Origin of the sequence: Sutcliffiella cohnii, assembly GCF_002250055.1 — a bacterium.
Lineage (GTDB): Bacteria > Bacillota > Bacilli > Bacillales > Bacillaceae_I > Sutcliffiella > Sutcliffiella cohnii.
This window is the reverse complement of the sequence record NZ_CP018866.1, coordinates 3838765-3861490: the sequence shown is the minus strand read 5'-3', so window position 1 is coordinate 3861490 and position 22726 is coordinate 3838765. Positions and strand designations below refer to the sequence as shown.

Genomic DNA, 22726 nt, shown 5'->3' with positions numbered 1-22726 from the left:
AACATGCAAGAACGTTCGAGAATTTTAAAGCTTGTCGAAGAGGGAAAATTAACAGCAGAAGAAGCATTAATATTACTAGAAAGCTTAGAGAATGATAAAAAAGAAGAAAAGGCACGCGAAGAAGAGATGGTTACCGCAATTTCGAAAGAAGTCATTCAAGAACAGCAGTCTGGCCAAAGTTCTCAGTCTTCATCTGCGAAACAAGCCACTTCGTTTAAAAATAATATATTAGATTTTGTGGAAAGTGCGCTTCAAAAAATTAAAGACTTTGACTTAGACTTTAATTTCGGTTCTTCTGTAACGATTCAACATATATTCCAGCAATCAAGCCCATACATTCAAGACATTGATATTGATGTCGCAAACGGTCAAGTGAAAGTGTTACCGTGGAATGAACGCGATGTGAAAATCGAATGTGAAGCAAAAGTGTACCATGTTGACAATCAAGAAGAGGCGCGCAAGTCATTTTTACAAGAAGTGTTATTTTCGATTGATTCAGGGAAACTTCGATTTTCGGTACAGAAGAAACAGCTAAAAGTAAATGCGACCATTTACGTGCCAGAAGCAGAGTACGACAAGTTATCTGTGCGCATGTTTAACGGCCCTATTAATGGGGAAGCACTACAAGTAAAAACAGTCAAGCTAAAATCAGCGAATGGCTCTATTACAGTGGATCGTATACGAAGTGATGAAGTAGAAGTAGAAACAGCGAACGGTCATATTAAACTAAGTGGTTGTTATGCGAAAGAAGTAGAAGCAGAAACAATTAACGGCCTAATAGAAGTAACTGGTCAAGTAGAAAAGCTAGACGTTCAAAGTTTTAATGGTAATATTGTAGGAGATATTTCGAATAGTACGCCTCGCTCTATAATGGCTAAAACAAAAACAGGAAGCATTGACCTATTCATTCCAACGAAACAGGCGATTGAAGGCGAGCTTAAGACGAATTTAGGTAGCTTTACGTGTGAAGTTCCTGGGATGGACATCGTAGAAGAGAAAAATGATGTTGTTCAAAAGTCATTACATTTTAAAGCGAATAAAGGAGAGGCAACAACTCCTCTTTATATACTAGCGGAAACAAAAACAGGATCGATATTAATTAAACCTTCTGAGGTGATTTAAAATGAAGAAACTATTACGATCTAAAACGGATCGAAAGCTCGCAGGTGTTTTAGGTGGATTAGCAAACTATATGGGGATGGATTCCACGTTACTACGTGTAATCTTTGTTATCATTGCTATTCTAACTTCAGGTTTTCCATTGTTAGTGACGTATCTTATATTAGTGTTTATTATGCCAAATGAAGGAGATACGTATAGCTAATGAAATGGCTCGCCAGTATACTAGTAAATGCAATTGTTTTAATTGTAGTAGCAGGTTACTTTGATTCCTTTTATTTAAGTGGAGTCGGGGCTGCTATTATTGCAAGTTTTATTCTGTCTATTTTAAATGTTATTGTAAAACCTATATTAATTTTGTTAACGTTACCTGTTACCGTCTTAACGCTAGGGTTTTTCCTATTCGTTATTAATGCTATTACACTTTGGATTACAGCAGGCTTAATGGGAGATGCTTTTCATATTGATGGCTTTGGTATGGCGATTCTTGCAGCCATCTTCATCTCCATTTTAAATGTACTTATCCAAAAAGTAATTATAGAACCGTTGCAAAAAAAGTAAATAATTTGTAAAGGGGGTCAGAGCTTGCTCAGGCCCCCTACTTTATTTAAAGGAAGTACAATTGTATAATGGAGAAATGTAATCAATTATTTTACATAGTGCTGCTAAGGAGGAAATACAATGTCTAATGTGCGTACAAAGGATATTATTGATAAATTTCATTTTGATTTAATCGCAGGAGAAGAAGGGGTAAACCGACTAATCGCAACGAGTGATATATCCCGACCAGGTATAGAAATGGCAGGAGATTTTACGTTCTACCCTGCGGAACGAATTCAGCTATTAGGGAAAACAGAGCTTACCTTTTTTAATCGTCTAACAGCAGAACAACGAAAGCACAGAATGGATAACCTTTGTACAGACATCACACCTGGGATAATCGTTTCCCGTGAAATGGAAGTTCCAACCGAGCTTTTAGAGGCGTGTGAACAAGAAGGTGTACCGTTAATGCGCTCGTCGTTGAAAACAACAAAGCTTTCCAGCCGACTAACGAATTATTTGGAAAGTAAATTAGCTCCGACAACGGCGATTCATGGAGTTCTTGTTGACATTTACGGTGTTGGGGTACTTATCACAGGGAAAAGTGGCGTAGGTAAAAGTGAAACAGCATTAGAGCTAGTAAAACGCGGTCACCGCTTAGTTGCAGATGACTGTGTAGAAATACGTCAAGAAGATGAGGATACGCTAATTGGTAATTCACCAGAACTTATCGAGCACCTTCTTGAAATTAGAGGGCTAGGCATTATTAACGTTATGACGTTGTTCGGTGCAGGGGCTGTGCGAAGCTATAAGCGAATTACACTTTGTATTAATTTAGAGCTATGGGATAAAACGAAGCAATATGACCGTCTCGGCTTAGAGGAAGAAAAAATGAAAATCATTGATACGGAAATTACGAAGCTAACAGTACCAGTTCGTCCAGGTCGTAACTTAGCCGTTATTATTGAAGTAGCAGCGATGAACTTCCGTCTAAAAAGAATGGGTGTGAACGCGGCCGAGCAATTTACGAACCGCCTAGCAGATGTAATTGAAGAAGGAGAAAGAGAAGAAATTTAACGTACTAAACGTTATCGTGTTATAGTGTTACATAGATAGAAAGAGGGAGAAACAAGGAGGGGAATAAAAATGTATTTAGGGGCAATTGAGCCACTGAACCCTGTTCTTTTACAGTTAGGACCACTAACTGTTTATTGGTACGGGTTCATTATTGGAGCTGGTGCGCTTCTAGCTTTATGGGTAGCCACCCGTGAAGCGGATCGTCTCGGTTTTGATAAAAATATAATGGTAGATTTAGTACTAATTGCTATTCCAATCGCAATATTAGGTGCAAGGCTTTACTACGTCACGTTTCAATGGGACTATTACTCTAAAAACCCAGGCGATATCTTAAAAATATGGGAAGGTGGTCTCGCCATCCACGGTGGTTTAATTGCTGCTGTGGTTACTGCTATTGTGTTTACGAAAGTAAAAGGCATTTCGTTCTGGAAAGTGGCAGATATTGCAGCGCCAAGTATTATTTTAGGGCAAGCGATTGGTCGTTGGGGAAATTTCATGAACCAAGAGGCTCACGGAGACGCGGTAACAAGAGAATTTTTAGAAGGCTTACACTTACCAGAATTTATTATTAACCAAATGTACATTCAAGGTACGTACTACGAGCCAACTTTCCTTTATGAATCATTATGGAATCTAACTGGCTTTGCGATTTTACTCTTATTGAGAAAAGTAAACTTAAAACGTGGGGAACTATTTTTAACGTACGTTATTTGGTATTCGATTGGTCGTTTCTTTATTGAAGGCTTACGAACAGACAGCCTTATGATTTTTGATTTACTTCGAACTGCTCAAGTAATTTCGATTGTTTTAATTATTGTAGCAGTTGCACTTATTATCGTGCGCAGACTTACTGGGCAAGCGAACAAACGCTATTTAGAAAATTAATTAAAAAGCATCAAAGGGGGAGGAAGGCTTTGAAAAACACGTTTAAAAACGGGGTAAAAGCTGGATTACAAACAACGTGGACGCTAGGAAAAGTCATTTTCCCAATAACGATTCTCGTTGGTATTCTTCAGCATACGCCTGTCTTGCAATATATTACAAACTTTATTGCGCCGGTTATGGGGATATTCGGCCTATCAGGAGAAGCAGCAATTCCGCTAGTAGTCGGAAACTTTTTGAATCTTTATGCAGGGATAGGGGCTATTTTAACGTTAGATTTAACGGTAAAGGAAGTATTTATTTTAGCAATGATGCTCTCCTTTTCCCACAATCTATTAGTAGAATCCACTGTCGCAGCAAGAGTAGGAATCAAAATTTGGATTATATTAGTAGTACGTTTAGGTTTAGCTTTTTTCTCAGGAATCATTATAAATTTAGTGTGGCAAGGTGGGAGTGAACAGGCCCAATACGGACTGATTGCTCCGAAGGAAGAAGTGATTACCGGCTTTTTCCCAATTGTTTTCGATGCATTTCAACGAGGAATTTTAGGGATTGTCCAGCTTGCAATTATCGTTATTCCGTTAATGGTTGCTGTACAATTTATGAAAGACTTAGGTTGGCTAAATGCATTTTCGAAAAAAATGGCGCCTTTTACAAGGATGCTCGGTATGAAGGAAAATACGTCGATGACATTAGCTGCCGGCTTAACAATTGGTTTAGCTTACGGAGCCGGTGTTATGATTCAAGCAGTAAAAGAGGATAATGTTAGTAAAAAAGATATTACACTCGCATTTATATTCCTCGTAGCGTGCCACGCGGTTGTGGAGGATACGTTAGTCTTTATCCCTCTAGGTATACCGGTCTGGCCGTTACTAATCATTCGGGTTGTAACAGCTATTGTTCTAACAATGGTAATCGCACAAGTTTGGAAACGAATGGAACTTGCCAAAAGAAAGGAAGCCACTTATGAGCATTAATACAGTACTTTTTGATTTAGACGGAACATTAATCGATACAAACGAATTAATTATTAGTTCATTTTTACACACGTTAGACCATTACTATCCTGGTGAATATAAACGAGAAGACGTTTTAACGTTTATGGGGCCACCACTTTACGATACGTTCGTGAAAATGGATAAAGAACGAGTACAAGAAATGATTGATCATTACCGTGAGTATAATTTACGCATGCACGATGAGCTGGTAACTGATTTCGAAGGTGTTTTTGAAACAGTGAAAACATTGCATGAAAAGGGCATCAAGCTTGGGATCGTAACAACGAAAATGAGCCCAGCTGTTCATATGGGACTGAAACTTTCTAAGTTAGATCAGTTTTTTGACGTAATTGTTGCTTTAGACCATGTGGAAAAGGCGAAACCAGATCCAGAACCAGTGTTACTTGCTTTGAAACAACTGGACGCTAAGCCGGAAGAAGCGTTAATGGTCGGTGACAACTATCACGATATTTTATCAGGTAAAAATGCAGGTACTAAAACAGTTGCTGTTAGCTGGACGTTAAAAGGTATCGACTTCTTGAAAAAATATGAACCAGACTATATCTTGGAGCATATGGAAGACATCCTTCCAATCGTCGGAGTGACAAACGAATGAGAAAAACGACTCGCTATCCAGTAGAAGGGGCCAACTCGCTTTGGCACGTGTACAAAACCGTACCATTCTGGAAAGTAGTCAAAAACTTCATTGTGATTCAACTAGCTAGATACACTCCTCTCCTCGGAATGAAAAATTGGTTATATCGAACGTTTTTACGAATGAAAGTAGGAGACCAAACATCATTTGCCCTTATGGTCATGCTTGATGTGATGTTTCCAGAAAAAATTAGCGTCGGCCAGAATACGGTTATTGGCTATAACACAACAATTTTAGCGCACGAATATTTAATAAAAGAATACCGCCTCGGTGACGTTATAATTGGCGATGAAGTCATGATCGGTGCGAACTCAACGATTTTACCAGGTATCAAAATCGGCGATGGCGCCATCGTCTCAGCTGGCACACTCGTCCATAAAGACGTCCCAGCTGGTGCCTTCGTCGGTGGCAACCCGATGCGCATTATTTACACAAAAGAAGAAATGGAAGAACGAAATAAAAAGGAAACAACCTAATCGCTTAGTGGCAGTTAGGTTGTTTTTTTGTTTTACGGAATATGTGTTTAAAGCAACCGTTTCATGTTCAACATCTCCTCATTTATGAGCAATATCCCTCCGTTTGTGTGTAACATTCCTCAGTTTATGTGCAATGCCAATGTTCCCACCGCCAATATGTTAAATAAGCCACTGTTTATGTTCAACATCTCACCCTTTATGTGCAATACCCCTCCGTTTGTGAGTATCATCTTTCAGTTTATGTGCATTGCTAGTAGTCCCATCGCCAATATGTTTAATAAACAGCCGTTTTATGTTCAACATCTCCTCATTTATGAGCAATATCCCTCCGTTTGTGTGTAACATCTTTCAGTTTATGTGCATTGCTAGTAGTCCCACCGCCAATATGTTTAATAAACAGCCGTTTATGTTCAACATCTCCTCATTTATGTGCAATACATGCTCGTTTATGCTCACTATCAATCCACCAAAACAGAAAGTAATAAATTTCCTTGACCACAAACTTTTAATTTGTTAACATATTACCATATTAGCAGACTAAAGGATTTAAGATAAATCAGAAAACTAAAAATAAAAGGACGTGTACATCATGTCAAAGCTCTTTACGTTTGAAAAACCGCTCGGGATGCGGGATACGCTCCCAGCTTTATATGAAGCAAAACAGACGATTAAAAAATTGCTAGCCTCCGAGATTAATAGTTGGGGTTATCAGTTTATGGATACACCTACGCTTGAATATTACGACACTGTAGGATCAGCTTCTGCGATCCTTGATCATCAGCTTTTTAAACTGCTCGACCAGCAAGGGAAAACGTTAGTACTTAGACCAGACATGACGGCACCAATTGCTCGAGTTGCGGCATCACAAATGGAGGACACTGCACAGCAACCACTTCGCCTCGCATACTCAGGCAATGTGTTTCGCGCTCAACAGAATGAAGCGGGGAAGCCGGCAGAGTTTGAACAGGTCGGTGTAGAATGCATCGGTGACGGCACCATTAGTGCAGATGCAGAGATGATTGCTTTATTAGTCTCCCTGTTAAAAAAAGTAAACATTCAACCGTTTACGATTGCCGTCGGACATATCGGCTTCGTTCAACAGCTTTTCCTAGAAGTGGTCAAGACGGAAGAAAATGCGGAAAAGTTAGGGAGATTTTTATACGAAAAAAATTACGTTGGCTATCGTGAATACGTGAAAAGCTTACAGTTAGACTCAAAGGAAGAACAACGATTACTAACATTACTTCAAGTTAGAGGAGACTACTCCAAAATTGAACTCGCTCAAACGTTAGTAGAAAGCGAGGAAGGAGTGCAAGCAATTGAAGAACTCCAACAATTATGGACGATGTTAGAAGCATACGGTGTCACAGAATTTGTTAAATTAGATCTAAACATCGTAAGCCATATGAGCTATTACACTGGCATTCTATTTGAAGTATATGCAGGCAATGTTGGTGCGCCAATTGGAAATGGTGGAAGATACAATCAACTTTTTGAAAAATTCAACAAACAAAAACCGGCAACAGGGTTTGGATTATATTTGGACCGTTTATTAGACGCAAAGGGATACAAAGGTGAGATTGCTCCACGGTCACTAGTCCTTTTCAGTAAAGACCGAAAACTAGAAGCGATACAATATGCGCAAATGAAAAGAAACGATGGGGAGCGAGTAGTCGTTCAAGACATCGACGGACTTCAACATATAGAGGCCTGTATCCAACAATACGAAACAGTATATTATTTTATAGATCGTGAGGTGTAAGCGATGTTAACGGTAGCGATGCCTAAAGGGAGAATTTTTGATGAAGCGGTTGAGTTGCTATTAGCAGCTGGATATGACATCCCATCAGATCTTCAAAATTCACGTAAATTAATTGTTGATGTACCAAATGAAAATATGCGGTTTATTCTTGCAAAACCGATGGACGTTACAACGTATGTAGAGCATGGGGTAGCAGACATCGGAATCGCTGGGAAGGACGTTATGTTAGAAGAAGAGCGCGACGTTTATGAAGTGTTAGATCTTCATATTAGCGGTTGCTATTTAGCGGAGGCGGGGCTACCAGGATCGGAATGGTCAGGAGTGGTAAAAAAAGTCGCAACGAAATATCCGAAAATTGCTTCGAGCTTTTATCGAGAAAAAGGCGAGCAAGTGGAAATTATTAAACTAAATGGATCAATTGAACTTGCGCCATTAATTGGTCTTGCGGACCGCATCGTCGACATCGTTTCCACTGGAAGAACATTAAAGGAAAACGGCTTAGTGGAGTTTGAACAAATTTCCCCTATCACATCAAGACTTGTTGTGAATCCAGTAAGCTATCGATTAAAAGACAGCACTATTGATGAATTAGTAGCAAGACTTACAAAAGTAATCGAGCGTAAGGAGAATGCCGTATGAAAATTAGTAGAATAACGGATACGCTTTCGATTAAACGTTCGATTGATCAAGGAACAGAAGAACAACGCAGTGCCGTATTATCAATCATTGAAAATGTAAAACGTAACGGCGATAAAGCGTTATATGAATATACGGAAAAATGGGATGGAGCCGCACTTTCTCAACTAAAAGTTACAGAGGAAGAAATTAGCGCAGCATACGAAGAATTACCAGCAGAAATGATTACGATCTTCAAAGAAGCTGCAATCAATATTCGTTCCTACCATGAAAAACAAGTTCGTAATTCGTGGTTCACTACGGATGAAACGGGAACGTTACTTGGGCAAAAAATTACACCGTTAGATGCGGTCGGGGTATACGTTCCAGGTGGAAAAGCGGCGTACCCGTCGTCTGTATTAATGAATGTTATTCCAGCTCAAGTTGCGGGAGTAACTAGAATTGCGATGGTGAGCCCTCCTGATGAAACAGGGAAACTACCAGCTGGTGTATTAGTCGCAGCTGACCTTTTAGGTGTGAAAGAAATATATAAAGTTGGTGGAGCACAAGCTGTTGCAGCATTAGCGTATGGGACCGAGTCGATTCAGCCCGTACATAAAATAGTCGGGCCAGGAAATGTGTTCGTTGCTTTAGCAAAAAGAGAAGTGTACGGACAAGTCGATATTGATAGTATTGCAGGGCCGAGCGAAATTGTTGTACTAGCAGATGAAACGGCACAGGCGGACGAAGTGGCTGCTGACTTATTATCGCAAGCAGAGCATGATGAACTAGCCTCCAGCGTATTAGTAACAACCTCTATGAAGCTAGCAGAAGAGGTTTTAATAGAAGTAAAAAAACAACTAGCCACTTTACCGCGTCAAGAGATTGCACGTGCTTCCATCGAACAATTCGGGGCGATTTACGTTGCAAAATCTTTAGAAGAAGCGGTGGAAACCGTTAATACTCTAGCACCTGAGCATTTAGAAGTGTTAACGAACGAACCGATGAGTGTTTTACCGATGATCAAGCATGCAGGAGCCATTTTCCTCGGAAGATATAGTACGGAGCCAGTTGGCGACTATTTTGCCGGTCCGAATCACGTATTACCAACAAACGGGACTGCAACGTTTTCGAGTGGACTATCTGTCGATGAATTTGTAAAAAAATCAAATGTGATTTTTTATAGTGAAAAAGCATTGCAACAAAATGGCGAAAAAATTGCCGCTTTTGCTAGACTGGAAGGTTTAGAAGCACATGCACGCGCGGTAGATATACGATTGAAAAAATAAGGGTGGGGAAACAAAATGACGAGAACAGCATCAATTGAACGAAATACAAATGAAACACAAATACAGCTTTCTTTTAACATCGATGGGGAAGGAAAAGCAGACTTAACAACGCCAGTACCGTTCATGACCCATATGCTCGATCTTTTTACGAAACACGGCCAATTTGACGTTACCCTTCAAGCGAACGGAGATGTCGAAATTGATGACCACCATACGACGGAAGATATCGGCATCGTGTTAGGGCAAGCACTTCTTACAGCTTTAGGTGATAAAAAAGGAATAAAGCGTTACGGAAATGCGTTCGTTCCAATGGATGAAGCACTTGCTCAAGTGGTAGTCGACTTAAGTAATCGTCCTCATTTAGAAATAAGAGCCGAGTTTCCTAGTCAAAAGGTAGGAACATTTGATACCGAACTTGTTCACGAATTTTTATGGAAGCTAGCCCTCGAAGCACGCATGAATTTACACGTTATCGTTCATTACGGGACGAATACTCACCATATTATTGAAGCAATTTTTAAAGCACTAGGTCGAGCTTTAGACGAAGCAACGACCGTCGATCCAAGGGTGAAAGGTGTGCCATCAACGAAAGGGATGTTATAAATGATCGGAATTGTAGATTACGGAATGGGTAATTTGTTTAGCGTCAGTAAAGCGCTTGAACGAATGAACGTCCCTTATTTTATTTCATCAGAACAAGAAACGCTCGCAGGGGCAGACGGGCTTTTACTACCAGGTGTTGGCTCGTTTCACGATGCGATGAATATTTTACAGGAAACACGGTTGGCACAATTTTTAAAAGCACAAGCTGTAAGTGGAAAGCCGTTACTCGGTATTTGCTTAGGGATGCAGCTTTTATTTGATAGTAGTGAAGAAAATGGCAAAACAGCTGGACTAGGCTTATTAAAAGGAAATGTTGTAAAGTTTCCAGATAGCAATTTGAAAGTCCCGCATATGGGCTGGAATAAGCTACGTTTTCAACAAGCTTCACCTCTGCTAACGAATGTACCGGAAGAGTTCGTCTATTTCGTTCATTCTTACTACGTAAAGCTAGCAAGTGAAGATACACTAATTGCAAGTAGCAACTACGGTGTAACAGTGCCAGCAGTAGTCGGAGAAGGAAATGTGTTCGGAACGCAATTTCACCCAGAAAAAAGTAGTGAAGTAGGCATCACGATTTTGCAAAATTTTGTGCAACTAGTCGAGGGGGTTCGAGTATGAGTTTTACGATATTTCCAGCAATCGATATGAGAGGTGGCAAATGTGTTCGACTTCTACAAGGGGATTATGACAAGGAAACAGTGTACGGTGATTCGCCTTTTGAAATGGCAAAAACATTTGCGGATAGTGGTGCGACGTGGATTCATATGGTAGACCTCGATGGTGCTAAAGCACAAGAGCCTGTAAATGATACTTTTGTTCTTCAAGTTGCTCGTGAGCTGCCGGTCAAAGTCCAAATTGGTGGTGGCATCCGTACAGAGCAAGTGGTCGAACACTATTTATCTCAAGGAGTGGACCGTGTCATTTTAGGAAGTGCGGCGATAAATAATCCCGCTTTTGTAAAAGAGATGTTGCAAAAGTATAAGGAAAAAATCGTCATTGGCATCGATGCGAAAGATGGCTTTGTCGCAACAGAAGGCTGGACTACAACTTCTACACTAAAAGCAACAGAACTTGGTGTAAAGTTAGCCGAAGCTGGAGCGGAAACGTTTATATTTACTGATATTGCAACAGATGGGATGTTATCTGGCCCGAATGTTGATGCGATTGTTGAGTTAGCAAAAGTTACCGGAAAAAGCGTTATTGCTTCAGGTGGGGTTAGTTCACTAGCAGACTTGCAAAAGCTCCAACAGTTCGAAAGTGAAGGGGTTTCTGGCGCAATTGTCGGAAAAGCGATTTACACCGGTAGAGTCGAATTAAAAGCTGCATTAGAAAAGGTTAGTGGTCAATAATGTTAACGAAACGAATTATCCCATGTTTAGATGTAAAAGACGGTCGTGTCGTAAAAGGTATTCAATTTGTTGGGTTACGAGATGCTGGAGACCCGGTTGAATTGGCGACCTTTTATGACCGTGAAGGTGCGGATGAACTCGTCTTTTTAGATATTTCAGCTTCCCATGAAGGGAGACAAACGATGGTCGATGTTGTCCGGAACGTGGCGGCGACACTTGCCATTCCGTTCACGGTCGGTGGCGGTATTAATAGTTTAGAAGATATGAAACGTATTTTACGTGCTGGTGCAGATAAAGTGTCCTTAAACACAGCGGCGCTACTTAATCCAGAGGTTATTACAGAAGGAGCGAACTACTTTGGCTCCCAATGTATCGTCGTTGCTATCGATGCAAAATACGATGAAGGATTAGGCTCATGGCGAGTTTTTACACACGGTGGGAGAAATGCAACCGACTGGGAAGTGACCGCTTGGGCGAAAGAAGCAGTTCTCCGTGGTGCAGGAGAAATTTTATTAACAAGTATGGATAGTGATGGGGAGAAGAGTGGCTTTAATCTTGCGCTAACAAAAGCAGTGAGCTCCGCCGTTTCTGTACCTGTCATTGCTTCCGGTGGTGCTGGCAGTGCGGACCATTTTTATGATGCTTTCGAAGAAGGAAAGGCAGATGCAGCATTAGCGGCTTCCATTTTCCACTATAAAGAAACATCAGTTGCAGAAGTTAAATCATACTTAAAAGCGCGAGGAGTGGCAGTTCGATGAACGAAAAAATAAAATGGGACAGTGCTGGACTTGTTCCTGCCATTGTACAAGACGCGGAATCGAAGGAAGTTTTAACACTCGCTTATATGAATGAAGTGTCGTTACAAAAAACGTTAGAAACGAAGGAAACGTGGTTTTGGAGTCGTTCCCGCGGGGAGCTTTGGCATAAAGGGGCAACGAGCGGCAATACACAAAAAGTAGTCGAGCTTAAACTAGATTGTGACGGTGATGCGATCGTTGTTTTAGTAGAACCAACCGGCCCAGCCTGTCATACAGGAGAAACGACATGTTTTAACGAAGTAGTCGTGGCAAACGAAAGCAAATCTGGTAGTCTAGCTATTTTACGAGAACTTGAAAATACGATTAAAGAACGCCAACAAGAAATGCCAGAAGGGGCATACACAACGTATCTTTTTGAAAAAGGTGTCGATAAGATCTTAAAAAAAGTTGGCGAAGAAGCAGCGGAAGTCATTATCGCAGCGAAAAACCGCGATCGAGAAGAGCTAACGTGGGAAACAGCTGATCTTCTTTACCACACGCTCGTATTATTACGCGAGCAAAATGTCTCCTTAAACGAAGTATTAGCCGTATTACAGGAGCGACATAAAAAATAATAAATGCTAGGCTTTCCTTTCGGTGAGGCCTAGCATTTTTTTTGAATTAGCCTTTATTCGCAAACATCTTCCACCTCGTACCCTCCACAAACATTTATTCCTTAAACTTCATCTGTTCCGAATAAGCATTCGTATGTTATACTACGAAGGTTGAGGAAGATTGAAAGACGGAGGCTGCTTAATGGGAAAATACTCAAATGTGAAAAAAGAAGCGAAGATTATCCCATTTGCCCAAAATGGTGATTTTTATTTTGAAAAAGGTTTACACGCCTACCGTAAGCGTGATTTATATAAAGCGAAAAAATGGTTACAACGTGCAACTCATATGAAGCCAAGTGATGCGAATATTATTTCTCAGTACGCCATTGTACTAATGGAGTTAGGAGACTATCAACGTTCTAACGAATATTTTGAGCAAATTTTAGAAGAACTTGAGCCAACAATGTATGATTGTCATTACTTCCTAGCAAACAACTATGCCTTTATCGGGCTTTTCCAAGAAGCGAAAAAGCACGTTGAAGAATATTTAACGTATGAACCAGATGGAGAGTTCGTAGAAGAGGCAGAAGATTTACTAGAACTTTTAGAAATTGATGCGGATGAAGATGAGACAACTGGTACAACACAGGATCAGTTAATTGTCATGCAAGAAGATGCTCGTGCGTTGCTAGAGGAAGGAAAATTGGAGGAAGCAATTGATCTTCTTTTAGAAATGATCGACGAGTATCCGCAATTTTGGTCGGGATACAACAATTTATCGCTAGCTTACTTTTATCAAGGAAATGTTCAAAAGGCGATGGAAGTTTCGTATGATGTTTTAGAAAAGAACGAAGGAAATCTTCATGCTCTTTGTAACCTCGTTGTGTTTTATTACTACGAAGGAAAGTTTAAAAAAGTAAAAAACTTAATTGACCAGTTAGAAAAGGTAAACCCAATTTTAATTGAGCATCGTTACAAGCTAGGGGCAACGTTCGGGATGGTTGGTCGTTACGATTTAGCTTACAACTGGCTTCGTTCCTTACAACGCACTGGATTTCAAGGTGATGGAACGTATTATTACTGGTTAAGCTTTGCTGCATACCATACCGGAAATGAAAATATTGCTTATCAAGCGTGGGAGAAAGTGCTTGAAAGTAATCCGAGTAAATACGGTTCTGCTCCTTGGGAACAAGATGGAAAGAAAATAGAGGATGAAGCATTGCAGCTATTCAACACTTTTGAAGTTAGCTTACAGAAAAATGTTGATATAAAGGAACAATTGCAACAAGGTGGAATGACCCCACTAGTTCGCGATTTTGCGACGTATGCTTTTCTTCACCAACAGCATTTGCCACTGTCCATCCAAAACAGCTATAAAGTTGCGCTGCAGTTAAACGAACAGATGGATATGAGTGCTGTAAAGGAATGGTTTGCCTTATTCGTAAAAACAGTGGAAGCGAACATGGAAATTAAAAATGTTGATGCTTGGGCAAGTGCTTTTACGTACGTTTATACGATCACCCAAGGGATGAAAATAACCCAAACTTCGCTTGCAAACCGATACGGTGTTTCGGTAAGTACATTAAGAAAACATATAAAAGTTATTCAAAGCCTTCTTTCTTAAAAAAATAGAAAGAAGGTTTTTGGCATATGTTACAATTCACGTGAAATTTACAAGTATACAAGCAAAAAGATGGACGAAATCGAACGTGTTTTATACGATAGTATTAGGGAATACTTTTAAAAGAACTTATTATAATTATTGTCGGCTAAGGAGTGACAAACATGTCTGAAGAAAAAATTTATGATGTGATTATTATCGGGGCTGGTCCTGCAGGAATGACAGCAGCGGTATATACGTCCCGTGCAAATTTAAGCACTTTAATGATAGAGCGTGGAGTTCCAGGAGGACAAATGGCAAACACAGAGGAAGTGGAAAACTATCCTGGATTTGACCATATTTTAGGACCTGAACTTTCTACAAAAATGTTTGATCATGCGAAAAAATTCGGCGCAGAATATGCGTACGGAGATGTAAAAGAAGTAGTAGACGGAAAAGAATATAAAACAGTAAAAGCTGGAAGTAAAGAATATAAAGGCCGATCGATTATTATTTCAAGCGGAGCGGAATATAAAAAGCTTGGCATACCTGGAGAAAAAGAACTTGGTGGCCGCGGTGTATCTTACTGTGCAGTATGTGATGGAGCATTCTTTAAAGAAAGAGAGCTTGTCGTTATTGGTGGGGGAGACTCAGCAGTTGAGGAAGGTGTATACTTAACACGCTTTGCTTCAAAAGTAACAATCGTTCACCGTCGTGACCAATTACGTGCCCAAAAAATTCTTCAACAACGTGCGTTTGATAATGAAAAGATTGATTTCATTTGGAACCATACAGTGAAAGAAATTAACGAAAAAGATGGAAAAGTTGGCTCTGTAACGTTAGTAAGTACAGAAAACGGAGAAGAAAAAGACTTTAAAGCGGACGGTGTATTCGTATATATCGGAATGCTTCCACTATCGAAGCCGTTTAACGGTCTTGGCATTACGAATGAAATGGGATATATCGAAACAAATGATAACATGGAAACGAGAGTGCCTGGCATTTTTGCGGCAGGGGACATTCGTGAAAAATCACTACGTCAAATTGTAACAGCTACAGGTGACGGTAGTATTGCTGCCCAAGCTGCCCAACATTATGTGGAAGAGCTGTTAGAAGAGTTAAAAGCGGAAGCGAAATAATATTGTTATATAAGATTAATATGTAAAATTTGTCAGGCTGTCTGTTAACGAAAAAGTAACTTCCCTTTAATGATGCTGTAACAGCATTGAAACAATAATCGTTTATTATAAAGGTAGTAATTGACCCCCTTTTAATAAATTTTTTTGGCACAGGTTCCCTTTTACCTGTGTCTTTTTTTGAGTATATATAATTAAATTTTCTGAAAATAATATACTAGAAATCCTCTTAATAGAGAAGCTAACAATATTAATTGTCCAATACATAAAGAAAGGATATACTAAATAGATATAATTCGATATTTTGTAGATTTTTACGGTGTTTTCTTTTTTATATATACAGTAAAATAAAAGTAATACACTGTTCACGGTAGGATAAAATGAACATAAGTGTATAATTCGAGGTGAAAAGATGCAAAGAGTAACGAACTGTATTTTATTATCAAATGATAAGGTGTTACTTTTACAAAAGCCGAGACGTGGTTGGTGGGTGGCACCAGGCGGTAAAATGGAGCTAGAGGAATCGGTCAAAGATTCTGTTGTCCGTGAGTACCGTGAAGAGACCGGAATATATTTAAAAAATCCGAATTTAAAAGGTGTTTTTACCTTTATTATGAAAGATAAAGAGGAAGATAAAATAGTTTCGGAATGGATGATGTTTTCCTTTTTAGCAACAGAATATGACGGAAAAAACGTACAACAATCTGAAGAAGGTAAAATCGAATGGCACGATGTAGAAGCAGTAAGTGAGCTTCCAATGGCGCCTGGCGATTATCATATATTAGACTATTTAATTAATGGTACAGGAATGATTTACGGAACGTTTACGTATACTTCCGATTTTGAGCTATTGTCTTACCGTTTAGATCCAAACTAATGGCATGAGTCAAAAATGCTACAAGTATTTCTTATAGGGAGGAATTATGATGAGCACAGGTTCTAGTAGTGATATCCAACTAGTCATCATTACCGGCATGAGTGGAGCAGGGAAAACAGTAGCGATCCAAAGCTTAGAAGATTTAGGTTTTTTCTGTGTCGACAATTTACCACCATCCCTTCTTCCTAAATTTTTAGAGCTAATGGAAGATACGGGAAGTAAAATGAATAAAGTTGCGCTCGGAATGGATTTACGAGGTCGTGAATTTTTCGATAGTTTATTCGAAGCGTTAGACGATATGTCTGAAATTTCTTGGGTAACACCGCATATTTTATTTTTAGATGCGAAAGATTCTGCCCTCGTTAGTAGATATAAAGAAACGAGACGATCACATCCACTTGCAAAAACGGGGTTACCGCTTGAAGGTATTCAGCATGAACGTGAGCTGTTAGAAGAACTGAAAGGTCGCGCTCAACTTATACTCGATACTACCGATTTAAAACCACGAGAGCTACGCGAAAAAATCCTCCATCAATTCGCAACGCATTCAAAACATACGTTTAAAGTAAACGTACTATCTTTTGGGTTTAAATACGGGATCCCAATTGATGCGGACTTAGTGTTTGATGTGCGTTTTTTACCGAACCCTCATTACATCGATCATATGAGGCCAATGACTGGATTAGATGAAGAAGTATCCTCTTATGTGCTAAAATGGACAGAAACACAAAAGTTCATCGAGAAGTTAACCGATTTATTAACATTTATGCTTCCTTATTATAAACGTGAAGGAAAAAGTCAACTTGTCGTTGCAATTGGTTGTACAGGTGGCCAGCATCGATCTGTCACGTTAGCAGAATACTTCGCAAAGCATTTTGGTGAAGACTACGAAACAATCGTGACACATCGCGATATCGAGCGTAGAAAGGAACGACATTAATGAGTGAGACGAAACTTCCAAAAGTCGTCATTATTGGTGGCGGTACAGGGTTACCTGTTTTATTACGCGGATTGAAAAAATACAACATTGATATTACAGCAGTCGTGACCGTTGCAGACGATGGAGGAAGTTCGGGAAGATTAAGGGATGAATTGGATATTCCACCACCGGGAGATGTACGAAATGTACTCGCAGCGTTATCCGAAGTGGAACCGTTAATCGAAGACCTTTTTCAGCATCGATTTAATACTGGAAACGGACTATCTGGGCATTCATTAGGCAATTTATTATTAGCTGCAATGACAACGATACGTGGTGATTTTGTAACCGCCATTCGTGAAATGAGTAAAGTATTAAATGTACGTGGTAAAGTGCTTCCAGCAGCTAACCAAAGTGTTGTCCTTCACGCTGAAATGGAGGATGGTACGATTGTTTCGGGGGAATCGAAAATACCGTATTCCGGCAAGAAAGTAAAACGAGTATTTTTATCACCAGAAAAAGTGGAGCCTCTTCCTGAAACGTTAGAAGAAATTAGCAGTGCGGACTTAATTATTATCGGTCCTGGAAGCCTATATACGAGTATTTTACCGAATTTGCTAGTACCGAAAATCGGAGAAGCCGTTTGTGAAGCGAAAGCAAAAAAGGTGTACATTTGTAATGTGATGACCCAAGCCGGAGAAACATTATCTTATAAAGCAAGTGATCACGTTCAAGCGTTATACGACCATATGGCTCGGCCTTTTATTGATACCATTCTTGTTAACAATGAAAACATACCAGCCAACGTGCAAGAACGCTATACGAAAGAGTTAGCACTACCTGTAGAAGTGGATGAGGATAAGCTACAAGCGATTGGCCTTGAAATCATTCAAGATAACCTTATCCGTTATGAAGATGGAGTAATTCGCCATGATACAGATAAAGTGGCGTCTCTTTTATATTCAATGATTGATGTAACTTGAGTAAATGAAGGTGGTTAGAGGTAAGGGATACCTTATCGCTTCCCCACAAATAATAATGGGGGGATTATGGGATGTCTTACGCATCAGAAACGAAAAAAGAACTAACAACGTTAGAAATAAAAGATTGTTGTGTAAAAGCAGAACTATCCGCACTCATAAGAATGAATGGCTCTTTATCTTTTTCCAATAAAAAGTTAATATTAGATATTCAAACTGAAAATGCAGCAATCGCAAGACGCATTTATACGTTAACAAAAAGACTGTATGATGTGTCCATTGAATTGCTAGTTCGAAAAAAAATGAGACTGAAAAAGAATAACGTTTATATCGTTCGTTACTCGGAGCAAGCTCATTATTTACTAGAGGAACTTCAAATTTTGAAAGACGGTTTTACGTTCATTCGAGAAATTTCCGAAGACATTACAAAAAAGAAATGTTGTAAACGTTCTTATTTACGCGGAGCATTTCTAGCAGGTGGATCGGTAAACAATCCAGAAACATCTTCGTATCACTTGGAAATATTTTCACTGTACAAGGAGCATAACGAATCATTATGTGACCTAATGAATATGTTTCACTTAAACAGTAAAACGTTAGAGCGTAAAAAAGGATATATCAACTATTTAAAAGAAGCAGAGAAAATAGCTGAGTTTTTAAACATTATTGGTGCACACCAGTCTCTTTTAAGGTTTGAAGATATTCGTATCGTTCGCGATATGCGTAACTCGGTAAACCGTCTCGTAAATTGTGAAACAGCTAACTTAAATAAAACGATCGGTGCAGCGATTAGACAAGTTGAAAACATAAAATTTATCGAGCAAACAGTAGGACTGCAAATACTGCCAGATAAATTAAGAGAAATTGCCGAACTACGCGTCACGTATCAAGACGTCACACTAAAAGAACTTGGGGAAATGGTCTCTAGCGGTACGATTAGTAAATCTGGAATCAACCATCGGTTAAGAAAAATAGATGAAATAGCGGAAAAGCTACGCTCAGGAGAAAAAGTATAAATATATAGAGAGAACTTAAGGAGGAATTAAGATGGTACAAAAACAAGTAGAAGTAAAATTAAAAACAGGATTACAGGCACGCCCGGCAGCGTTATTCGTACAAGAAGCAAACAAATTTTCAGCTGACGTGTTTCTTGAAAAAGAAGGTAAAAAAGTAAACGCAAAAAGCATTATGGGACTTATGAGCTTAGCGGTAGGCTCAGGTGCGACTATCACACTAATCGCTGATGGCAACGACGAAGCAGAAGCATTAGAAGCACTAGTAAAATACGTTCAACAAGAAGGTTAATACGAAAACCGTTCCACCTAACAATGTGGGCGGTTTTTTGTTGTTTCAGTCTCGAGTGCGTCAATTATCTTTTTATCTGCGTCAAAAAAGTCGGAAAGTGCGTCAATTATTTTTTTATCTGCGTCAAAAAAGTCGGGAAGTGCGTCAATTATCTTTTTATCTGCGTCAAAAAAGTCGGAAAGTGCGTCAATTATTTTTTTATCTGCGTCAAAAAAGTCGGGAAGTGCGTCAATTATCATTTTATCTACGTCAAAAAAGTCGGCAAGTGCATCAATTATCATCCCAACTACGTCTATAAACTCTCCACCATCATAAATAAAGCCACAACGAACATCTATTCCCTCGCAACCCCCTTCTTAAAAGTAAAAAAGCGCATCCCAACCAACATTGGGACACGCTTATCACTAACATTAGTTATTATTTCTAATAACTTTATCGATTAATCCATACTCTAACGCACGGTCAGCAGTCATGAAGTTATCACGCTCTGTGTCACGGCCGATTACTTCCATCGGTTGACCAGTGTTGTCAGCTAAAATGCGGTTTAACTTTTCACGTAAGAAAAGGATGCGCTTAGCAGCAATCTCGATTTCTGTTGCCTGACCTTGAGCTCCACCTAGTGGTTGATGTATCATAACTTCACTGTTCGGTAAGCAGAAACGTTTACCTTTTGCACCAGCAGATAGTAAGAACGCACCCATGGATGCAGCCATACCGATACACATTGTGCTTACATCTGGCTTAATGAAATTCATCGTATCATAAATTGCCATACCAGCTGTAATGGACCCACCTGGAGAGTTAATGTATAAAGAAATATCTTTATCAGGATCTTCCGCAGTTAAGAAAAGTAATTGAGAAACGATAGAGTTTGCTACGTTATCATCAATTGGACTTCCTAAAATAATAATGCGGTCTTTTAATAGACGAGAGTAAATGTCGTATGCACGCTCACCACGACTTGTTTGTTCAATAACTGTAGGAATTAAGTTCATCTCACTTTTCCTCCTTAAATGTTCTTATTAGTGATAACTAAATTAATAAAGAGAAACGCGGTAATCATTTCCTCTTCTTATGTATCTTTATTCTACAACTAAGGTCAAGAATGGTCAAATAAAAAACCTCGTGAATCTCTATGTTTTTTCTCTACCCTTACATCATAACCATTCTACATAAAATTAAACTTTTCCTTCCTAATATCGTATTGTAAAAATTAGAAATGTATGATTAAGTTATACATGGAAGTTAGACGTATAAAGGTGGGAACCCATTTGAAAAAAATATTTATTTTAATCATCATAACATTATTTTTTGCTGGTTGTAGTTCAACTGCAAAAGAGAAAGTTGATACAAGAGCAATACTAGTTCAAGAAGTTACGGTTGCATTTGCTAATGGGGATCGTGAACTACTAGAAGAAAAAGTGAAAATTGAAGATCATAAAATAGATGAGTATATAGAAAAGTGGTCGGAATCGAACATTAGCGGTAAGGTGGAAACGGACTTTACGGTAGAAAAACAAGGGGACTTTACGTATCATGTTTTTGAAACAAACAAAGGGAAAGAATCTGGGTACGTTATTTTCCGTGTGTTTGAACATTTACATACAGGTTTTTACGTTGATTATATACAGTTTGTTTCATAGATATTGAAAAATTAGCGCGAATAGCCTATAATTAGTGAGCGAATGATTTTGTTTGCACATCAGTGTGGGTAAATCTCATTCACTTCTTATTTTGCGCTCGTAGCTCAGTCGGATAGAGCGGTGGTTTCCGGTACCACGTCTGTCGGGGGTTCGAATCCCTTCGAGCGCGCTAACGTTGATATGACGGCATTTATAGCCGGTCTAACTCCGAAATTACTCGGTGGAAGGACGCGGTTCAGCAAAAAGGGACGGTAGGTTTTACGCTAGGTTTACCGCCCTGTTTGCGATAGGTGACCGTCGCCTTACGAAAGCCTTTCGATATTATAATCGGGAGGTTTTTTATTATGGCGAGAATGAAACGCAAGACGGGCGTAAGTAAGCGCCGAGAGGTAAATGTAGGACGCGGTACTGTAAAGCCGTATAAGACGATTACAGAGGCGTTAGAGACTGTAATGAACATTTATATTGCGGAAGGTTATCGCGATAGAACGATGAATGACTATCGCAAATACTGGCAAGAGTTTACGGAAATAGCCGGATTTCTGCCGGATGAAAATATAAGCGACATAACTGCGGATCACTTGCGCAAGTATATTGCGTATATGTTGAAGGAACGAGGATTGTCGCCAGTAACGGTTAATATTCGCTTAGGTGGTATTCGTGCGATATTTACACGCCTAGAAAAAGAGGGAATCATTAACGAGAGCCCAGCCGCTAAAGTGCGAAAGTTAAAAACGGACGAGCAACGAATACTTACGTTAACTGATACGCAAGTAAGGCGGTTATTTAAAGTAATTGACCGCGATTCCTTCGCCGGCTTTAGAGATTATTGCGCAATGCTGACGATGTTAAAGTGCGGCCTTCGCTCGAATGAAATAAACGCGCTTGAAATTAGTGACGTTGACTTGGAAAACCGCGTAATTCTCTTACCTGGTGCGAAAAACAAAAACCGCAAAACTCGCACGGTGCCAATATCGCCAAAGGTTGCGGAAGAATTAGAGCAGCTAATCGGAGAAACGCGAGAATATTTCGGCGATCATATTACGCATGTATTTACGAATCAGTTTGGCGAACCATTGCGCGAGGATCACTTACGCAAGAGGATGGATAAGTACGCAAGGACTGCGGGATTGAAGGACGAGTGTCGCGCGTCACCACATTCTCTACGTCATTCGTTTGCGGTTAACTTCTTGAAGAATGGCGGCGATATAAGAACGCTAATGAAGGTGCTTGGCCACAGTGATTTGTCTACAACGCAAATATACCTCGATTTTACTGACGATGTAGTAACGGAACAATATAACAAAGTAATTGCTAACGATACACTTGACGTATAACATTTGCGCTGCCTTAACGGGTGGCGTTTTTTGTCGTTGTCAAGGCGTTATACTTGACGCATTTTTACATATTCGCGAATATCATACGTTAAACTGTACATTATCACTCATTTTACTAGCCGGAGGGTCGCGACGCACGACCACCTCCGAAATCTCACGGGTTGACTATCGCAATATAACGTAGCTTTATGCAGTTTCGGACGGGAAATAACG

General features: G+C 39.6%; 27 protein-coding genes and 1 tRNA gene. 26 read left to right on the top strand and 2 right to left on the bottom strand.

Annotated features, from left to right (window positions below; genetic code table 11):
• The first annotated feature begins 3 nt into the window (after positions 1–3).
• From BC6307_RS19575 to BC6307_RS19470, 23 genes are all read left to right on the top strand, one after another.
• Complete coding sequence (locus BC6307_RS19575) at positions 4–1122, top strand: DUF4097 family beta strand repeat-containing protein (RefSeq protein ID WP_066421711.1); 1119 nt, start codon at positions 4–6, stop codon at positions 1120–1122.
• 1 nt (position 1123) lies between these two features.
• Complete coding sequence (locus BC6307_RS19570) at positions 1124–1324, top strand: PspC domain-containing protein (protein WP_066421709.1); 201 nt, start codon at positions 1124–1126, stop codon at positions 1322–1324.
• Positions 1324–1680 (top strand): phage holin family protein, encoded by a 357-nt coding sequence (locus tag BC6307_RS19565; RefSeq protein ID WP_066421706.1) that lies wholly within the window; start codon positions 1324–1326, stop codon positions 1678–1680. The genes BC6307_RS19570 and BC6307_RS19565 overlap by 1 nt, the downstream gene beginning before the upstream one ends.
• 120 nt (positions 1681–1800) lie before the next feature.
• On the top strand, positions 1801–2736 hold the full coding sequence (gene hprK, locus BC6307_RS19560) for an HPr(Ser) kinase/phosphatase (protein ID WP_066421704.1): 936 nt from the start codon (positions 1801–1803) through the stop codon (positions 2734–2736).
• A 69-nt stretch (positions 2737–2805) separates the two neighbouring features.
• Entirely contained in the window at positions 2806–3621 is an 816-nt protein-coding gene (gene lgt, locus BC6307_RS19555; protein ID WP_066421702.1) for a prolipoprotein diacylglyceryl transferase, read from the top strand.
• A 29-nt stretch (positions 3622–3650) separates the two neighbouring features.
• Positions 3651–4595 carry a nucleoside recognition domain-containing protein gene (locus BC6307_RS19550; RefSeq protein WP_066421700.1) on the top strand — a complete coding sequence of 315 codons (945 nt, stop codon included), beginning with the start codon at positions 3651–3653 and terminating at the stop codon, positions 4593–4595.
• Positions 4585–5232 (top strand): pyrophosphatase PpaX, encoded by a 648-nt coding sequence (ppaX, locus tag BC6307_RS19545; RefSeq protein ID WP_066421698.1) that lies wholly within the window; start codon positions 4585–4587, stop codon positions 5230–5232. Before BC6307_RS19550 ends, ppaX begins: the two co-directional genes overlap by 11 nt.
• Positions 5229–5747: an acyltransferase gene (locus tag BC6307_RS19540; protein WP_066421696.1), complete on the top strand. Its 519-nt coding sequence runs from the start codon at positions 5229–5231 to the stop codon at positions 5745–5747. The genes ppaX and BC6307_RS19540 overlap by 4 nt, the downstream gene beginning before the upstream one ends.
• Before the next feature lie 586 nt (positions 5748–6333).
• Positions 6334–7509 carry an ATP phosphoribosyltransferase regulatory subunit gene (locus BC6307_RS25190; RefSeq protein WP_174522393.1) on the top strand — a complete coding sequence of 392 codons (1176 nt, stop codon included), beginning with the start codon at positions 6334–6336 and terminating at the stop codon, positions 7507–7509.
• 3 nt (positions 7510–7512) lie between these two features.
• Complete coding sequence (hisG, locus tag BC6307_RS25185; RefSeq protein ID WP_066420771.1) at positions 7513–8148, top strand: ATP phosphoribosyltransferase; 636 nt, start codon at positions 7513–7515, stop codon at positions 8146–8148.
• On the top strand, positions 8145–9413 hold the full coding sequence (gene hisD, locus BC6307_RS19530; RefSeq protein WP_066420770.1) for a histidinol dehydrogenase: 1269 nt from the start codon (positions 8145–8147) through the stop codon (positions 9411–9413). The genes hisG and hisD overlap by 4 nt, the downstream gene beginning before the upstream one ends.
• A gap of 15 nt (positions 9414–9428) precedes the next feature.
• The gene (gene hisB / locus BC6307_RS19525) at positions 9429–10016 is read left to right on the top strand and encodes an imidazoleglycerol-phosphate dehydratase HisB (RefSeq protein WP_066420769.1); all 588 of its coding nucleotides are present in this window, start codon (positions 9429–9431) and stop codon (positions 10014–10016) included.
• Positions 10017–10634: an imidazole glycerol phosphate synthase subunit HisH gene (gene hisH, locus BC6307_RS19520; RefSeq protein ID WP_066420768.1), complete on the top strand. Its 618-nt coding sequence runs from the start codon at positions 10017–10019 to the stop codon at positions 10632–10634.
• Positions 10631–11365 (top strand): 1-(5-phosphoribosyl)-5-[(5-phosphoribosylamino)methylideneamino]imidazole-4-carboxamide isomerase, encoded by a 735-nt coding sequence (gene hisA, locus BC6307_RS19515; RefSeq protein ID WP_066420767.1) that lies wholly within the window; start codon positions 10631–10633, stop codon positions 11363–11365. Before hisH ends, hisA begins: the two co-directional genes overlap by 4 nt.
• Positions 11365–12123, top strand: a complete 759-nt coding sequence (gene hisF / locus BC6307_RS19510; protein WP_066420766.1) for an imidazole glycerol phosphate synthase subunit HisF — start codon at positions 11365–11367, stop codon at positions 12121–12123. The genes hisA and hisF overlap by 1 nt, the downstream gene beginning before the upstream one ends.
• Positions 12120–12737, top strand: coding sequence for a bifunctional phosphoribosyl-AMP cyclohydrolase/phosphoribosyl-ATP diphosphatase HisIE (hisIE, locus tag BC6307_RS19505; RefSeq protein WP_066420764.1), 618 nt, complete (start codon positions 12120–12122; stop codon positions 12735–12737). The genes hisF and hisIE overlap by 4 nt, the downstream gene beginning before the upstream one ends.
• 181 nt (positions 12738–12918) lie before the next feature.
• Positions 12919–14340: a tetratricopeptide repeat protein gene (locus tag BC6307_RS19500; protein WP_066420763.1), complete on the top strand. Its 1422-nt coding sequence runs from the start codon at positions 12919–12921 to the stop codon at positions 14338–14340.
• A gap of 161 nt (positions 14341–14501) precedes the next feature.
• Positions 14502–15455: a thioredoxin-disulfide reductase gene (trxB, locus tag BC6307_RS19495; RefSeq protein WP_066420761.1), complete on the top strand. Its 954-nt coding sequence runs from the start codon at positions 14502–14504 to the stop codon at positions 15453–15455.
• Between the two features lie 409 nt (positions 15456–15864).
• Positions 15865–16329 (top strand): 8-oxo-dGTP diphosphatase, encoded by a 465-nt coding sequence (locus BC6307_RS19490; RefSeq protein ID WP_066420758.1) that lies wholly within the window; start codon positions 15865–15867, stop codon positions 16327–16329.
• A gap of 49 nt (positions 16330–16378) precedes the next feature.
• Positions 16379–17269, top strand: a complete 891-nt coding sequence (rapZ, locus tag BC6307_RS19485) for an RNase adapter RapZ (protein WP_066420754.1) — start codon at positions 16379–16381, stop codon at positions 17267–17269.
• Positions 17269–18231, top strand: a complete 963-nt coding sequence (locus BC6307_RS19480; protein WP_066420752.1) for a gluconeogenesis factor YvcK family protein — start codon at positions 17269–17271, stop codon at positions 18229–18231. Before rapZ ends, BC6307_RS19480 begins: the two co-directional genes overlap by 1 nt.
• Positions 18232–18302: 71 nt before the next feature.
• The gene (gene whiA / locus BC6307_RS19475) at positions 18303–19244 is read left to right on the top strand and encodes a DNA-binding protein WhiA (protein ID WP_066420750.1); all 942 of its coding nucleotides are present in this window, start codon (positions 18303–18305) and stop codon (positions 19242–19244) included.
• Positions 19245–19275: 31 nt separating this feature from the next.
• Positions 19276–19533 carry an HPr family phosphocarrier protein gene (locus BC6307_RS19470; RefSeq protein WP_066420749.1) on the top strand — a complete coding sequence of 86 codons (258 nt, stop codon included), beginning with the start codon at positions 19276–19278 and terminating at the stop codon, positions 19531–19533.
• Positions 19534–19550: 17 nt separating this feature from the next.
• Here BC6307_RS19470 and BC6307_RS19465 read toward each other — a convergent pair whose 3' ends face one another.
• Positions 19551–19814 (bottom strand): hypothetical protein, encoded by a 264-nt coding sequence (locus BC6307_RS19465; RefSeq protein ID WP_094366183.1) that lies wholly within the window; start codon positions 19812–19814, stop codon positions 19551–19553.
• A gap of 129 nt (positions 19815–19943) precedes the next feature.
• Complete coding sequence (gene clpP, locus BC6307_RS19460) at positions 19944–20528, bottom strand: ATP-dependent Clp endopeptidase proteolytic subunit ClpP (protein ID WP_066419485.1); 585 nt, start codon at positions 20526–20528, stop codon at positions 19944–19946.
• Positions 20529–20804: 276 nt separating this feature from the next.
• Here clpP and BC6307_RS19455 point away from each other — a divergent pair, with 276 nt between their 5' ends.
• From BC6307_RS19455 to BC6307_RS19445, 3 genes are all read left to right on the top strand, one after another.
• Positions 20805–21176: a hypothetical protein gene (locus BC6307_RS19455; RefSeq protein ID WP_066419486.1), complete on the top strand. Its 372-nt coding sequence runs from the start codon at positions 20805–20807 to the stop codon at positions 21174–21176.
• Between the two features lie 93 nt (positions 21177–21269).
• A tRNA-Arg gene (locus BC6307_RS19450) sits at positions 21270–21345 on the top strand.
• Between the two features lie 175 nt (positions 21346–21520).
• Positions 21521–22513 (top strand): tyrosine-type recombinase/integrase, encoded by a 993-nt coding sequence (locus BC6307_RS19445; protein WP_066419488.1) that lies wholly within the window; start codon positions 21521–21523, stop codon positions 22511–22513.
• Positions 22514–22726: the final 213 nt, after the last annotated feature.